Annotated in this window: 11 protein-coding genes; 4 read left to right on the top strand and 7 right to left on the bottom strand. The window is 74.1% G+C overall.

Annotated features, from left to right (window positions below; all coding sequences use genetic code 11):
• Positions 1-1253 precede the first annotated feature (1253 nt).
• A complete protein-coding gene (locus tag ABZ234_RS30015; RefSeq protein WP_355014255.1) occupies positions 1254-2555 on the bottom strand; it encodes a DUF2786 domain-containing protein in 1302 nt (433 codons plus the stop codon).
• Between the two features lie 437 nt (positions 2556-2992).
• Between ABZ234_RS30015 and ABZ234_RS30010 the strand changes: the two genes are divergently transcribed.
• Complete coding sequence (locus ABZ234_RS30010; protein ID WP_355014254.1) at positions 2993-4510, top strand: cytochrome P450; 1518 nt, start codon at positions 2993-2995, stop codon at positions 4508-4510.
• A 16-nt stretch (positions 4511-4526) separates the two neighbouring features.
• On the opposite strand, the gene ABZ234_RS30005 is transcribed toward ABZ234_RS30010, so the two are convergent.
• The 5 genes from ABZ234_RS30005 to ABZ234_RS29985 form a co-directional block, all read right to left on the bottom strand.
• Positions 4527-5750 carry an acetylhydrolase gene (locus tag ABZ234_RS30005; protein WP_355014253.1) on the bottom strand — a complete coding sequence of 408 codons (1224 nt, stop codon included), beginning with the start codon at positions 5748-5750 and terminating at the stop codon, positions 4527-4529.
• A 147-nt stretch (positions 5751-5897) separates the two neighbouring features.
• A complete protein-coding gene (locus ABZ234_RS30000) occupies positions 5898-6521 on the bottom strand; it encodes an LUD domain-containing protein (protein WP_355014259.1) in 624 nt (207 codons plus the stop codon).
• Positions 6522-6607: 86 nt separating this feature from the next.
• Positions 6608-8035 carry a lactate utilization protein B gene (locus ABZ234_RS29995; RefSeq protein WP_355014252.1) on the bottom strand — a complete coding sequence of 476 codons (1428 nt, stop codon included), beginning with the start codon at positions 8033-8035 and terminating at the stop codon, positions 6608-6610.
• Positions 8032-8817 (bottom strand): (Fe-S)-binding protein, encoded by a 786-nt coding sequence (locus ABZ234_RS29990; protein WP_355014251.1) that lies wholly within the window; start codon positions 8815-8817, stop codon positions 8032-8034. The genes ABZ234_RS29995 and ABZ234_RS29990 overlap by 4 nt, the downstream gene beginning before the upstream one ends.
• Positions 8818-9142: 325 nt before the next feature.
• Positions 9143-9835 (bottom strand): 7-cyano-7-deazaguanine synthase, encoded by a 693-nt coding sequence (locus ABZ234_RS29985; RefSeq protein WP_330157023.1) that lies wholly within the window; start codon positions 9833-9835, stop codon positions 9143-9145.
• Positions 9836-10909: 1074 nt separating this feature from the next.
• Between ABZ234_RS29985 and ABZ234_RS29980 the strand changes: the two genes are divergently transcribed.
• Complete coding sequence (locus ABZ234_RS29980; protein WP_355014258.1) at positions 10910-11665, top strand: FCD domain-containing protein; 756 nt, start codon at positions 10910-10912, stop codon at positions 11663-11665.
• A 25-nt stretch (positions 11666-11690) separates the two neighbouring features.
• Here the strand turns inward: ABZ234_RS29980 and ABZ234_RS29975 are convergent, their stop codons facing one another.
• The gene (locus ABZ234_RS29975; RefSeq protein ID WP_267950342.1) at positions 11691-11939 is read right to left on the bottom strand and encodes a hypothetical protein; all 249 of its coding nucleotides are present in this window, start codon (positions 11937-11939) and stop codon (positions 11691-11693) included.
• Positions 11940-12213: 274 nt separating this feature from the next.
• Between ABZ234_RS29975 and ABZ234_RS29970 the strand changes: the two genes are divergently transcribed.
• Together ABZ234_RS29970 and pgi are read left to right on the top strand one after the other, a co-directional pair.
• Positions 12214-13053: an ion transporter gene (locus ABZ234_RS29970; RefSeq protein WP_267950343.1), complete on the top strand. Its 840-nt coding sequence runs from the start codon at positions 12214-12216 to the stop codon at positions 13051-13053.
• Positions 13054-13265: 212 nt separating this feature from the next.
• Positions 13266-14966, top strand: coding sequence for a glucose-6-phosphate isomerase (gene pgi / locus ABZ234_RS29965; protein ID WP_355014250.1), 1701 nt, complete (start codon positions 13266-13268; stop codon positions 14964-14966).
• The last annotated feature ends 91 nt before the right edge of the window (positions 14967-15057 follow it).

Here is a 15057-nt window from a genome sequence, read left to right as displayed (position 1 = left end):
CCGAGGTTGGCGATGCCTGCTTTGGGGACCTGGATGCCGGTGAGGACCTCGATCGCTTTGCGTGAGGAGTCGGACATGTTGTGGTCCAACGGCATGCGCGACTCTTCCTTCTGGCATCGGGGGCTCGGGCAGGCCGCGCAGCTCGGCCGAGAGCGTGCGGCTCGTTCTCGCCACGTTGCCGACGTAGTCCCTCTCCCCGCTGGTGGAGGCCGAGAGGGAGCGGTCGCAGTAGTCGGAGGCCGCTCCGCCGAAGTTCCTCCGGACGCGGTTGCGCGTCGTGTCCATGACGTCGGAGAGCTCGTGCGGCTGTTCGTCGAGGGTGTCGTAGACCTCCGAAGCTGCGCGCATGGCCGGTACGCCGGCCCGGGGCAGGTCGATCCCCAGCACCGCTTTGACGAAATTGTGTGCTGAGTCACTCATTTTCCGGGGGTCAAACAGCATGCCCGACCCCTTTCCCCGCCACCTGCGTCTGAAGCGACGGTAAAGGTACCACCAACGCGCGGAGACGTGGAAGCGACCCCCGGACTCGAGGTGTCACCGGGGTGCGGTCGCGGACTTTTATTGCGTCCGCGTAACGGGTTTTTCGGTCGGTTGCCGAATGTGCGGGGGGTTCCTGATATTTATAGCCACGAATCCGCGGGATGCATTCCTTTCGCTCGGCGTGATTCCTTTCGCGTCGGTTGAAAATGAATGATTCGCCGGGGTGGTCCGGTTTTGCTCGGGTCGCCCATTTTCTCTGTCTTCCTTTTTCCCGTGACTGGTTTTCTGTTTCTTTTCCGGTGTGCGTTGTCGGAGGGCCTCCTGCCGGGTCCCGGCCTGATCGCAGGCGCCCGGGTCGCGGGCTGAGGCCCGCCCGGATGTGCCCGGCCCTCCGGGTCGGCGGCGGGTCCCGCCCCCGGGGGACCGGACGGGATCCGACTGCGAAGGGGGTCCTTCTTCTCATGCGGAAAGTGTGCCGGTGCGGCGTTTTCTGTTGCATGGGGCCGTGTGGCCGAGGCCGCATTTCCGGCGCGTCGGCCTCCCGTGACCCCGTGCGGGCCGGGGGGGCGTCGGCGGTGCTCGGAGGGCGTCCGGGACGTCGTCGGGGGACAGCAGGGCCCGGGCGGCTCCGGCCGTCTTCCGAAGGGCCGTCGGGAGAACGCTTTCACGGGCCGCCCCCGCCGTGCACGGCCCGACGGCGCGGACCGGCGCGGACACGCTCCAGGGCGTGGCGCCGACTTCCGCGAGGGCCCGGGCCGTTCCGGGACCGGCGCTCAGGGCAGGTGGCGGCGCGAGCCCAGGGAGGCGGCGTCGGCCGCGGCGCGCCCCTCGACCCAGCCGTCCTCGCTGTAGGGGCCCCGCACCCGCGAGTAGGTCAGCTCGCCGAACGCCTCCGCGACGGCCGCCTCCACCTCGCGCTCGCGCGCCGCGAAGACCGGTACGAGGTCCGTGCCGGTCTCGGCCTGGGCCGCCCTCTCGGCGGCGCGCGCCGTCTCGACCAGCCGCTCTCCCACCCGCACCGAGAACGCCGACATGAACGAGGCGCGGAACGCCTTGCCCGCCGCGCGTCCCGACCGGTCCCGCACCGAGCCGCTGGCCCGCATCGCCGTCTCGGCCTGGACCAGAAGCGAGGTGAACATCAGGTCCACGGCCTCCACGTCCCCCGGGAACCCCATGACGGTGCACAGCCCCAGCTCCTGGTGCCACACGGCGCGGCAGTGGTTGGCCTCGGCCACCTCGTGCAGCAGTACCGCCTTGTGCTCGTCGTAGGGGGAGTCCACCGGCAGGCGGCGCCCGGAGGCGGCCTCCGACTCCCCGGGGCCCTCGGCCAACAGGGCCCGGTCGATGCTGTGCCGCGCCATCATCTCCTGGGCGCGGGCGCTCAGCGCCTCCGCCTCCTGCGGGAACTCCGTCGACTCGGCCTTGGCCAGCAGGGCCCGCACCCGGGCGAGCTTGCCCGCGTCCACCCGCTCGGGCCGTCGCGCCGCGCCCGGGCGGCCCGGCCGGTACGCCCCCGGCGGCGGGCACAGCCGCCGCAGGGGCGGGAGCACCCGCAGGGCCGCCAGCACCCGCAGTACGGCGTCCACCGCCTCGAACCGCAGTAGCCCGTGCTCCGCGCCGACGTGGGCCGGGTACCCCTCGCCGCGGCCCCACGACGCCTTCACGCCGAACCCGCGCACCTGCTCGGCCCAGCGCGGGTCCACCGTCGCCGGGGAGTGGCGCTCCAGGTCGGCCGTCACGGCGTCGGCGCACACCGCCGCGGCCACGGCTCCGAGCACGCGGTCGACCTGGCGGACCGTCTCGGCGGGCTGCCAGCCGCGGGTCCACGCGGAGGCCGCGGCGTCCAGGAGCGCCGCCAGGAGGGCGCGCCCCGCCGCGTCCGCCCACTCGCGGTCCTCGGTGTCGGCGAGCCGGGCCGCGGCGAGGTCGACGCCTCCGCCCTCCCCGCCGGACACGAGCGCGTCCACCGCCCCGGACACCACCTCCGCGGGGGAGGCCCCGGCCTCCGGCCCGGCCCAGGCGGCCGTCGGCGCCCCGGCGGCGCGACGCTGCCGGCCACGACCCTTCTTGCCCACGGTGCTTCTCCCCGGTCGTGTCGTCGTTCGGCGGTGGAGCCGACGGACAATCCTACCGATCCCCGTCGGCCGGATTCGCGGTGAGAGAACCGAAACCTCCGGGAAAAGGGCCGGTCGCGCGCCCGGGAGCGCTTTTCGCCCCCTGCGCGTCCTGCCGCCCGTATTCCCCCGCGGGGAGGGACCGGGCGGCGCCGTCGGGCGCCCTCCGCCGGCGAAGGGGCAGTTCGGCGGCCCCGTGCCGGATCCGGTCGGCCGAAGGGGGATTCGGCTCCTGTGCGCGACAACGCCGCCGTTGGGCGCGGTGTCGTGAAATCCCGCCTTGCCCCGCCGTGGAGCCCGTTGCCCCGGAAGGAAAGGCAGTGCTTTCCTCCCCGAAGCACAGCGGAAACACGGGGGGAATACCGTCGGCTCCCATCCGCACCCACCGAGGAGCCGCCATGCGCCAGGGAACCGGGGCCGACGACCGGGAGGGCCTCCCGCGGGGCGGGGCGGACGCCGCCGGCTGCCCCCGCGGCGCGGACCGGGCACTGCGGCTCCACGGGGGCCCCGGGGACGACGTGCCCTGGGACCTGCTGCGCGCCCGTCACGGAGGGCTGGTCCCCGTCGAGGTCGGCCCCGGGGAGCGCGGCTGGCTCCTGCTCGGGTACAAGGAGAACCTCCAGGTCCTGCGCGACCGCGACCTCTTCTCCGCGGACCCGCGCCCGTGGAGCCCCGCAGGCACGGCCCCGGCCCGCAGCGGAGCCCTGGCCCGCGACGGCGAGGAGCACCAGCGGCTGAGGGTGCCCCTCGTGGAGGCCCTGGCACAGGTGGGCACGCCCCAGCTGGTGCCGGTGGTCGAGCGCGCGGCCGTGCACCTGCTCGGCCGGGTCGCCGCCGAGGGGAGCGCCGACCTCATCGGCCAGTACGCGGCCCCGCTCCCGGCGCTCGTCCTCAACGAGCTCTTCGGACTGCCGGACGCCTACGGACGCCTGCTGGCCGACCTCACGACGCGCCTGTGGAGCGGCGAGCCGGACCGCGCCGAACCCGCGGCCCGGGCCGTCCGCGCCTACTTCGCGGGCCTGGTCGCCCGCAAGCGGGCCGACCCCGGCGAGGACCTCGCCAGCCGGCTGCTGGCCCACCCCCACGGGCTCACCGACGAGGAGGCGGTCGCGTCCCTGTCCCTGCTGTGGGAGACCGGGCACGAGCCGACCACCCACCTCATCGGCAACGCCCTGCTCAGGCTGCTGGAGGACCCGGGGGTGTGGACCGCCTACCTGGGCGGCACCCTCACCCCCGAGGACTTCGTCGACTACGTCATGTGGACCGACCCGCCGATCCGGATGCTCGCCGGGCGCTACGCCACGGCGGACGCGGGCTTCGCGGGCGCCCGCCTCCGGCGGGGCGAGCCGATGCTGTTCGGCTTCGCCTCCGCCCACACCGACCCGTCCGTGTTCCACGGCGGGGACGACGCGATGGCGATGGCGGGCAACCGCTCCCACCTGCTGTGGGGCGCGGGGGCGCACCGCTGTCCCGCCACCGGGTTCACGCGCGAGCTGGTGCGCACCGCCATCGACATGACCGTGGACCGGATGCGCGGCATGGTCCTGGCGGTCGAGCCGCACGAGCTGCGCCGCCGCGGTGGGCCGTCCGTCCACGGCCTGGTGGAGCTCCCGGTGTGGTTCACGGCCACCGGTGAACGCGCCGAGCCCGCCGAGGAGGAGCCGGAGGCGCCCGTGCGCAGGTGGATCCGCAAGAAGCGCAGGCCCGCCTCCCAGGGCGCCCGCTACCAGGCGCCGCTGGCCCGGGAGGAGGACCCGGACGAACGGGCCGCCCGGGTCCCGGCGGCGGCTCCCAGGCCCCGGCCGCGCCGTCCGCCCCAGGGGGCCGGGGCCCGGTACCAGGCCCCGTTCGCCGAGGAGGAGACCCGGCCGGACCCCCTGGAGGTGCTGCTGGCCGCCTGGCGCCCCGGGGGCTGACCTGCGCCTGACGCGGCTACCCGGGGTCCACCACGACCAGCTCCGGGTGGACGCCCTCCGGATCGTCCAGGAGGGGCTGGTCGCCCCCGCGCAGGTGGTGGTCGAAGAACGCCAGGCCGTAGGCGCGCACGAGGTCCAGGCCGTGTCCGACCGGGATGTCGCCGTACAGGTTGCGCCACTCCTTGGGCGGATACATGTCACGGAGTCCCAGCTGCTCGGTGACCAGCCCCTGGTCGATGCCGTTGGAGTGCCCGGAGCCGGTGATCCTGATCCACTGGCGCCACCCCGTCAGGCGCGGCCACATCTCCTCGTGGCCCTCCCAGGCGATGCCCCGGTCGTTCCCGAGCAGGGCCAGGGGCTTGTCCAGGTCCTCCTCCAGCGCCGTGGCGTAGTAGGGGCCGTCCAGGTTGATCCCGGCGTCCACCCTCTCCTCCAGGCGCAGGGTCTCGGCGGTGGCCGAGCCGCCCCAGGAGTGCCCCGCCATCCCGACCCGGGAGGCGTCGATCACGTGCGACCACCGCCAGGCCGGGTCGGGGCCGGTGAGCCGGTCCAGGAGGAAGGAGACGTCCCCGGCGCGGTTGACCGCGCCCCGGGCCCACTCCCCGCTGCCGCACCCGGCGCACCCGGTCACCAGCCCGTGGGGGTACTCGACGGGCGCGGACTCGTGGGCGTGGTCGACGGCGGCCACGACGAACCCGTGGCTGGCCAGCTCCTCGGCGAGGGAGGAGAACCAGATCCTGTTGTGCCCCGCGCCGGGGGACAGGACGACCAGGGGCAGGCCGTCCCCGGTGCGGGCGGGGGCGACGTCGAGACGGGAGTGGGTGCGCACCCGGTGCAGGGTGTCCGGGGGCAGGCCGGTCACCCCGCGCGCCTCGAGCGTCGCCGCCGACTCGGCCTCGGTCATGTAGGGCGCGCGCCGTCCCGCGTCCGACCGGGCCGGGTACCACAGGGTCGCCATCAGCTCGCGGGGACCGCCGACCCACATGTCCTCGCGGCCCTCGTCCACCAGGTGCAGGGTCGTGCGGCCGACCGGGCGTTCCCCGGTGGGGGCCGGGAGGGAGGCGCGCGGAGCCTCCGAGGGGGCGGGTGGGGCCGCCGGGCCCGCCAGCGCGCCCGCAGGCGAGGCCAGCACCAGGGCCGCGGCGAGCACGGCCCCGGTGCGGAGGCGGGAGGGGGCTTTCCGGCGCCGCGTGCGGGCGGCGCGGGGGAGGGGGTCGGCGTTGCGTCGTACGTGGGGCATGCGCGTCCCGTCGTTCGGTGGGGTCGTGTCGCCTCCGACCCTAGGAAGCCCCGGTCCGCCGGACCATACGGCGGGCCGTCCCCTCTCCCGGGGGCCCGCACGACCGGTGGGGGTGGGGCCGGCCCCACCCCCACCGGTCGTCCGGGGTCAGGGCGCGGCCTCGACCAGCAGCACCTCCAGGGTGCGCGGGCCGTGCACCCCCTCCACCCTGTTGAGCTCGATGTCGCTCGTGGCCGAGGGGCCGCTGATCCACGTGAGCGGCCGGGCCGGGTCCAGCAGCCGCACGGCCTGCGGGACGCCGTCCACCACCTGCTCGGCGCGCACCACGCACAGGTGGTAGTCGGGCACCAGGGTGATCGCGCGCCGCCCCTGGTCGGGGCTCCCGTCCAGGACGATGGTGCCGGTCTCCGCGATCGCCACGGAGCACCCCGTGACCACGCCGTCCACCCCGTTCAGGTCCCCCACGGACAGGGGCTCCTCCCGTGAGTCGGGCAGCCGCTCGGCCGCGGCCCCGTCGAACCACGCGTCCGGCACCCCCGGCGGGGCCACCACCCGCTGCGCTCCGCGCCGTTCCAGGGCCGCCGCCACCTCCGCCGCCACCCGGTCGGCGGGGACCCGGCGCACCTGCGCCTTGTAGTCGCGCAACCGGTCCTCGAACACGTCCAGGGTCGGGCCCGCGGCGTGGCTGTCCGCGAAGCCGCGCCCCGGCGCCCGCACCGCGGGCTCGTCGGAGGGCACGTCGGCGAGCGCCGCCCTGACCCGGCCCAGGATCCGCTCCCTGCTGCTCGGAACGGGGCCCCGCGGCCCGCCTCCGGCGGACCCTCCCCGCCCCGGGGTCCGTCCCGTCCGCGATGCGCTCACCGCTGCCCCTTCCCACGCTTGTTCCACCACGAGCGGAAGGACTCCGCGGGGACGTCCGGGACGTCCCGGGTGTCCGTCCACTCCCCGGCCGTGCCGGGCAGGTGCCCCGGCACCAGGTTGCGGCCCAGTCCCGCCGCGCGCTGGGCGGCCCCCAGGGCGCGCGAGGACGAGAAGACCGCCTCGGCGCCCGCCATCAACGCCTTCTCCCCCAGGTGGCCCTTGCCCGCGGAGACCTCCTCGCGCAGGTGCACCAGCACCTCCGGGATGTCGATCGCCACCGGGCAGACCTCGTAGCAGGCGCCGCACAGCGAGGACGCGTACGGCAGCGCCTCGTCCACCGCCGAGGACATCCCGCGCAGCTGCGGCGTGAGGATCGCGCCGATCGGTCCCGGGTACACCGACCCGTAGGCGTGGCCCCCCGTGCGCTCGTACACCGGGCAGGTGTTCAGGCACGCGGAGCAGCGGATGCAGCGCAGGGCCTGGCGGCCCACCGTGTCGGCCAGCACGTCCGTGCGCCCGTTGTCCAGCAGCACCAGGTGGAACTCCTGGGGGCCGTCGCCCGGGGTCACCCCGGTCCAGGTCGAGGTGTAGGGGTTCATCCGCTCGCCGGTGGACGAGCGCGGCAGGAGCTGCATGAACACCTCCAGGTCCGACCAGGTCGGCACGATCTTCTCGATGCCCACCACGGAGATGAGGGTCTGGGGGAGGGTCAGGCACATGCGCCCGTTGCCCTCCGACTCCAGCACCACCAGCGTCCCGGAGTCGGCCACCGCGAAGTTGGCGCCCGAGATCGCGGTCCTGGTGCGCAGGAAGCGCTCGCGCAGGTGCAGCCGGGCCGCCTCCGCCAGGGCGCGGGGGTCGTCGGTCAGCCCCGGCGGGGCCGGGGTCCCCCACTCCGCCATCTGGTCCAGGAAGATCTCCCGGATCTGGGCGCGCCCCAGGTGGATGGCGGGCACCAGGATGTGCGACGGGAGGTCGTCGCCCAACTGCACGATCAGCTCCGCGAGGTCCGTCTCGTAGGCGGTGATCCCCGCCTCGGCCAGCGCGTTGTTGAGCTCGATCTCCTGGGTGGCCATCGACTTGACCTTGACCACGTCCGTCTCGCCGGTGGCCTTCACCAGCCGGGTGACGATCGCGTTGGCCTCCTCGGCGTCGGCGGCCCAGTGCACCCGGCCGCCCGCGCGGGTCACCGACTCCTCCAACTGCTCCAGGTAGCGGTCCAGGTGGCGGAGCGTGTGCTCCTTGACGGCCGCCCCCTCCGTGCGCAGCAGCTGCCAGTCGTCGTTCAGCTCGCCGACCACGGACGCGCGCTTGTCGCGGATCGTGTGCGTCGCCCTGCGCAGGTTGTGGCGGGTCCGGGAGTCGTCGACGGCCGCTCTCGCGGCCTCGGGGAAGGGCGGTATGCCCAGGAACGTGGCGCTCATCGGGTGACGGCCTCCTTCGCGGCGGGTGCGTCGTCGGGGGCGGGCCCGGCCGAGCCGCCCTTCTCGGTACTGGCCAGGATCTCGGCGATGTGCGCCACCCGCATGCCCGACCGCTGCCGGGACAGGATGCCGCCGATGTGCATCAGGCAGGAGTTGTCCACCGCGCACAGGACCTCGGCGCCGGTCTCGACGGCGTGCCGTGCCTTGTCCGCGCCCATGGCGGAGGAGACGTCGCCGTTCTTGACCGCGAACGTGCCGCCGAAGCCGCAGCACTCGGTGGCGCCCTCCAGCTCCACCAGCTCCAGGCCGCGCACGGCGCGCAGGAGCCGGTAGGGGCGGTCGCCCAGGCCGAGCATGCGCAGCCCGTGGCAGGTCGGGTGGTAGGCGACCTTGTGCGGGTAGTAGGCGCCCACGTCGGTCAACCCGAGCACGTCCACCAGGAACTCGGTGAGGTCGTACACGCGCGGGGCGAGGCCGGCCACCTTGCGGGACAGGCGGCTGCCGCCCGCGCCCAGGCGCGGGTAGTTGTCGCGGATCATCGCCGCGCAGGAGCCGGAGGGGACGACGACGGCGTCGGCGCCCTCGAAGGTCTTGACGAAGCGCACGGCCAGCCGTGTCGCCGGTCTGCGGTACCCCGTGTTGTAGTGCATCTGGCCGCAGCACGTCTGGTCCTCGGGGAAGACGACCTCGTGGCCCAGCCGCTCCAGGAGCCGCACCACCGCCCGCCCGGTGTCGGGGAAGAGTGTGTCGTTGACACAGGTGATGAAGAGTGCGATCCGCATGGGCCTCCCTCGAGCCGCCCTCCAGGGGGCGGCGTCCCGCTCGCCACGAGCCTTCCAGTGGTCCGACCACTTTTGCACACCGGAGGAAGTGCGGCAAGAACAGGGGGGTTTATCGGTGTTAAGGGAGAGTCTCAGGCGGGATTGGTACGATCACTTTTCGGTTGTGTGGCCCGGGACACGTGTCGGAGCCGGGCAGATCCGTTCCGGGCCGCCGGTGCTTCCCGGGCCCCGCCGGTCCGGCCGGGAGGGCCCGCGCCCGGCCCCTTCCGGGGGAGGGGCCGGGCGGTCCCGGCGGGCCACGGGTGCGGACCGCGGCGCGTACGGGCTACACCAGTTCCGGGACCACGGCGTACACGGTCGGGTCGGTGTGGCCCCCGGCGGTCAGGGCGTCGTGGCGCAGGATGCACGTCCCGCAGGTGCCGCAGTGCGAGGGGCCGGCGGAGTAGCACGACCACGTCAGCTCGTACGGCACCCCCAGGCTCCGGCCGATCTTCCCGATGCCCGCCTTGCTCGTGCGGGAGAAGGGGGTGTGGACGGTGACGGTGCCGCTGGTGGACAGCAGCGCGGCCGTGTTGACCGCGGCGATGAACTCCGGCCTGGTGTCGGGGTAGACGTCGTGGTCGTCGGCGTGGACCGCGGTGACGACGCGGTCGTGCCCCAGGGTCTGCGCGATGCCCAGGGCCGCGAAGACGAACGTGCCGTTCCTGGACGGCACCACGGTGACGCCGGTGGAGTCGGCGCCGCCGTCCCCGTACACGCCGTTGGAGTAGGGGCCGCTCGGCACGTCGATGGTGGGGTCGGTGAAGGAGGAGCGGAGCTTGGCCCCCCAGGAGGAGAGGTCGACGAAGTGGTAGTCCACGCCGTAGTGCTCGGCCAGGCTCCTCGCCGACTGGATCTCGGCCGCGTTGCGCTGGGAGTAGTTGATGTTGAGGACCGCGCCGGCGCGTCCCTCCTGGGCGGAGAGGGCCAGGGCGGTGGCGGAGTCCATGCCGCCGGACAGCAGTACCAGGTCGCTCATTGCAGATCTCCCTTTCGGTTGCCTTCGTCGGTGCGGGTTCAACGGTGAGAGGGGGAGTCCCGTGGGGCCGCCCCGGCACTCCTCGTGCGGGGCCTCGGCGGTGTGCCGCCCGGCTCTGTCCGCCGCCCGGGGTCGGGCGGACGGAGGGCACGGGGCCGGCGTCCGGCACGGGGGCCGGCCCGGTGGCGGCGGGGGAGCCCGCGGGCGCCTGCCGCGGGGGTCGGCGGGCAGGCGGTCGGGTCGGACACGGTGTGTCACCACCCGTGGCGGCGGACGGGCTCGGGGCTCGGGGGCAGGTGGACCGGGGCCGTGTCAGGACGGCAGGACCGTCTCCCGGTGCGGGGTCCGCAGGAGGGAGCCGGCCCACGTTCTCGATGCGGGCCTGCGCGGGCCCGCCGTGGGACCGTCGCCGCTCGCGTCCGGGCGGCGGGCCGGGCCGGGGGCGCGCCGGGCCGGATCATCGGCGGTACGAGCGGCGGGCACCCGGCACAGGTGAGGGATCACGGTCGGCTCCAAGCATCCTTGGCGACACTGCTCCCAGTTGAGCAGATCCGGATCCGTCGTGTGAGGGGTTTCGCGGAACCCGGTTCGCACGTCGCGGGGGAGTCCGCCGGATGTACCGCGTCGCTGGACGGGTCCCCGGCCGTCGTTCCAGGAGAGCCCGGCCCCGCGCCCGCGGCGCCGCCCCGCGGCCCGGCGCCCGCGGTTGGTCCCGGCGGGGAGCACGGTATCCCCCAGGGCCCCGGCCGCGACAGGACTCACTGCTCCGTTCCGACGAGCACCGAATGGTAGGACCACTCTGTCGCGAGGAAAGGAAAGTCGAGGAAATAGGCTGGTTTTTCGGCGGAGAGCAATGATGTATCAGAAAATTGGTATGATGAATCGCCCGTCAAAGGGAACGGTGTGGCAGCCTCTCGGAGTCCGGACCGGACCCGGACGCCGCCCGGAACACAGCGAGGGGCGCCCCGCGAGGGCGGGGCGCCACGGCCCGACGACTTGGAGAGATCCGTGCCCCACGATCCCGGCGGAGAGCGCACGCCCGTCACCCAGAGGGCCGTCGAGCGGATCAAGGCGATGATCGCGGGGGGCGAGGTCGGCCCCGGCGAGCGCCTGCCCACCGAACGCGACCTGGCGGTCCAGCTCGGGGTCTCCCGCAGTTCCATGCGCGAGGCCATCCGCGCCCTCACCACGCTCGGTGTCCTGGAGGCCCGCCACGGGGCGGGCGTCTACGTCACGGCGCTGCGCCCAGCGGACCTGCTGGAGACCTTCTCGGTGCTCGCCGAGGTGTCCCAGGGGCAGACCCTCCTGGAGGTCCTCCAGGTGCGCCGGATGCTCGAACCCGCCGCCACGGCCCTGGCGGCGGCGCGGGCCGACGCGCGCGACCTGGAACGCATCGGCGCGCTGCTGGAGCGCATGGACGGCTCCGACGCCATGGACTGCGCGGGGGCTCCGGGGGGCGCGGCGCCGGAGGGCGGCACGCGCCCCCGCCGGGAGTCCCCCGACGGGGGCGTGCTCGACACGGCCGGCGCGGACCTCGGCTTCCACCAGGCCATCGTGGCCAGCACCGGCAACGCCACGCTGGCGGCGATCGGGGAGGGCCTGTCCTCCCGCACCTTCAACGCCCGCGTGTGGGCCGGGCACCGTGAGGCCGGTCTGAGCGCCGCGCTCCACGAGGACCACGAGCGCATCCACGAGGCCCTGGTCGCGCGCGACCCCGACGCGGCCAGGGCCGCCGCGACCGTGCACGTCCTGCGGGTGGAGCGCTGGCTCCGGGCCGACCTCGCGCAGGGGGACGGGGCCGGAATCCGAACGCGGGCGCCGGGACGGTGAGGGGACCACCGCCGGCGCCGGAGGCTCAGCCGTCCCCGTCGCGGATCCCGTCCGCGAACTCCTCCGCCCCGAGCACCCGCGTCAGGTCCTCCCCGTCCGGCGCCCGGTCCTGCTCCTCCGCCGGTTCGGGGGCCTGCTCGGGGACCTCCTGGCGCAGTTCCGCGCCGATGCCGAGGGCGTCGTGGTCCTCGAGCTCCTCGATCCGGAGGCCGTGCGGGTGGTCCGACAGGTACTCGGCCACCGCCGTGTCCTGGTCCGCCGCGCCCACGTCCATGTCCGCGTCCACGTCGTCGATGTCGCTCTCGTGTCCGGGCGCGGGGTCGAAGGGCCCCACGCCGGACCCGTCGGGTCGTCCTGTCACCGGCGTCCCCCTCGCTCTCGTGGTCCCTACCCCTGATCATGCCTGGTCAGGGCAGGGGATGCCAGAGGGGCGTGCGGACCGGGGACCCAGCTGGGACGAGGCGGTCACCAGGGCCGGAACGCCGCGTGGTCACGGACGGTAGGATTTGGCGCTGTTGTCCGAGATGACGAACGGAGTCCCCTCTCCCGTGACCGTGCGCGACCGGGTCCGAACGATCGTCGACGCCTCCTGGTTCCAGGCGAGTGTCGTCACCCTCATCCTGATCAACGCCGTCATCCTCGGCGTGGAGACCTCCCCCCGGGCGATGGCGGCCCACGGCGAACTCCTCCGCGGTATCGACATCGTGATCCTCGCCCTGTTCGTCCTCGAACTGGGGCTGCGGGTCTACGCCCACCGGGCGGAGTTCTTCCGCGACCCCTGGAGCTGGTTCGACATGGTGATCGTCGGGATCGCCCTGCTGCCCACCTCCGGGCCGTTCTCCGTGCTCCGGGTGCTGCGCGTCCTCAGGGTGCTGCGGCTGCTCTCGGTGATCCCGTCCCTGCGGCACGTCGTGTCCGGCCTGTTCCGGGCCCTGCCCGGCATGATGTCCATCCTCTTCCTGGTGATGCTGCTGCTCTACGTGTCGGCGGTCATGGCCACGCGACTCTTCGCGGACGACTCCCCGGAGTACTTCCGGGACCTCCCCACCTCGCTGTTCACCCTCTTCCAGATCGCCACCGCCGACGGCTGGGGCACCATCGCCAAGGACGTGATGGAGCACACGCCGATGGCCTGGGTGTTCTTCGTGGTCTTCGTCCTGGTGTCCACCCTCGTCGCCCTGAACCTGTTCATCGCCGTCGCCGTGGAGGCGCTGGAGAAGGACGACGGCGAGGAGAGCGGGGACGGCCCCGGGGACGGGCGGGGCGGCCGCGCGGTGCCCGACCCGGACGACGGCGGCCCCGACCCGGGACACGCGATGATCATGGCGGAGCTCCGGACGCTGCGCGCCGAGGTGGCCGAGCTGCGCCGGGAGCGCCAGGAGGTGTGACCGCCCGCGGGGGCCGGTCCCCGCGGCGCGCCGTCTTCCGGCCGGGGCTGTGGAAAGCCCCGGAAGCGGTGGTGTTCGTGGCAGGCTAGGGCTGTGCGCCGGACGCCTTCGGACGGTTCGGCGGCACAGCCGCACGGTGGGAGCGGCACGCGGACCCGGCATCCGTGCGCCGCCGCCCGCACCTGACCGCACGGACGACGAGGAGCGACCGGATGTCTGCCAGCACACCCCTCCCTCGCACCGGGGACACCGGAGAGGGGGCCGCCCCGGGCCTCCCCCTGGACCGCAGGGGGGAGTGGACCGCGCTGGGAGAGCACCGCGCGCGGCTCGGCCCCGCCCACCTGCGCGAGCTGTTCGCCGACGACCCCTCCCGGGCCGAAAGGTACACGCTCGACGTCGGCGACCTGCACGTCGACTACTCCAAGAACCTGGTCACCGACGAGACCCTCGGCCTCCTCGGCGCACTGGCCGCCGCCACCCGCGTCGCCGACCTGCGCGACGCCATGCTGCGCGGCGACCACATCAACGTCACCGAGGGCCGCGCCGTCCTGCACACGGCCCTGCGCGCGCCCCGCGGGGCGGTCATCGAGGACGACGGCCACGACGTGGTGCCGGAGGTGCACCGCGTCCTGGAGCGCATGGGCGCCTTCGCCGACCGCGTCCGCTCGCGCGAGTGGCGCGGCCACACCGGCCTGCCCGTGCGCCGGATCGTCAACATCGGCATCGGCGGCTCGGACCTGGGCCCCGCCATGGCCTACGAGGCGCTGCGCCCCTACACCGACCGGGGCCTGGAGTTCCGGTTCGTGTCCAACGTGGACGGCACCGACCTGCACGAGGCGCTGATCGACGCGGACCCGGCCACCACGCTGTTCGTGGTCGCGTCCAAGACCTTCACCACCGTCGAGACCATCGCCAACGCCACCGCGGCGCGCGGCTGGCTGCTGGACGGGCTGGGGGAGAAGCCCGACGGGGACGCGATCGCCAAGCACTTCGTCGCGGTGTCCACCAACACCCCCGAGGTCGAGGCCTTCGGCATCGACACACGCAACATGTTCGAGTTCTGGGACTGGGTGGGGGGCCGCTACTCCTACGACTCGGCCATCGGCCTGTCCCTGATGGTGGCCCTGGGGCGCGAGCGCTTCCAGGAGATGCTCGCCGGGTTCCACCTGATGGACACCCACTTCGCGACCGCCCCGGTGGAGCGCAACCTGCCGTTCCTGCTCGGGCTGCTGGGCGTCTGGTACGGCGGCTTCCACGACGCGCAGAGCCACGCGGTCCTGCCCTACAGCCACCACATGTCCAAGTTCACCGCCTACCTCCAGCAGCTCGACATGGAGTCCAACGGCAAGTCCGTGCAGCGGGACGGGCGCCCCGTCGCCTGGCAGACCGGCCCCGTCGTGTGGGGCACCCCCGGCACCAACGGCCAGCACGCCTACTTCCAGCTCCTGCACCAGGGGACCCGGTTCGTGCCGGCGGACCTCATCGGCTTCGCCAACCCGGCCCCCGACCTGCCCGAGTCCCTGGTGCCCCAGCACGACCTGCTCATGGCCAACCTGTTCGCGCAGGGGCAGGCGCTGGCCTTCGGCAGGACGGCCGAGGAGGTCGCCGAGGAGGGCGTCGCCGCTGAGCTGGTCCCGCACCGCACCTTCGAGGGCAACCGCCCCACCACGACGATCCTGGCCGACCGGCTCAGCCCGTCCGTCCTGGGCCAGCTCGTCGCCCTCTACGAGCACAAGGTGTTCGTGCAGGGGGCGGTCTGGAACATCAACTCCTTCGACCAGTGGGGCGTGCAGCTCGGCAAGGTCCTGGCCAAGCGGGTCGAACCCGCGTTGAGCGAGGGCGCCGACGTGCCCGGCCTCGACGCCTCCACCGCGTCCCTGGTGGAGCGCTACCGGTCCCTGCGCGGCAGGTAGGGCCCGGGGAGCGGATCCCGTCTCCGCCTGCGGGAGGGCTCGGGCCCTCCCGCAGGCGGAGACGGGGCCGCGCCGCGCCGGAAAACCCTTT

The organism is Nocardiopsis sp. NPDC006198 (assembly GCF_040613895.1).
Classification (GTDB): domain Bacteria; phylum Actinomycetota; class Actinomycetes; order Streptosporangiales; family Streptosporangiaceae; genus Nocardiopsis; species Nocardiopsis tropica.
Note: the sequence above shows the minus strand (reverse complement) of the source record. Positions and strands in the feature narration are given on the sequence as shown.

What these genes read in the sequence shown, in the direction of transcription:
- ABZ234_RS30010 (WP_355014254.1), top strand. Translation starts at nt 2,993, where the DNA reads ATGCGCCAGGGAACCGGGGCCGACGACCGGGAGGGCCTCCCGCGGGGC.
- ABZ234_RS30005 (WP_355014253.1), bottom strand. Translation starts at nt 5,750, where the DNA reads ATGCCCCACGTACGACGCAACGCCGACCCCCTCCCCCGCGCCGCCCGC.
- ABZ234_RS29995 (WP_355014252.1), bottom strand. Translation starts at nt 8,035, where the DNA reads ATGAGCGCCACGTTCCTGGGCATACCGCCCTTCCCCGAGGCCGCGAGA.
- ABZ234_RS29990 (WP_355014251.1), bottom strand. Translation starts at nt 8,817, where the DNA reads ATGCGGATCGCACTCTTCATCACCTGTGTCAACGACACACTCTTCCCC.
- ABZ234_RS29985 (WP_330157023.1), bottom strand. Translation starts at nt 9,835, where the DNA reads ATGAGCGACCTGGTACTGCTGTCCGGCGGCATGGACTCCGCCACCGCC.
- ABZ234_RS29980 (WP_355014258.1), top strand. Translation starts at nt 10,910, where the DNA reads ATGATCGCGGGGGGCGAGGTCGGCCCCGGCGAGCGCCTGCCCACCGAA.
- ABZ234_RS29975 (WP_267950342.1), bottom strand. Translation starts at nt 11,939, where the DNA reads ATGGACGTGGGCGCGGCGGACCAGGACACGGCGGTGGCCGAGTACCTG.
- pgi (WP_355014250.1), top strand. Translation starts at nt 13,266, where the DNA reads ATGTCTGCCAGCACACCCCTCCCTCGCACCGGGGACACCGGAGAGGGG.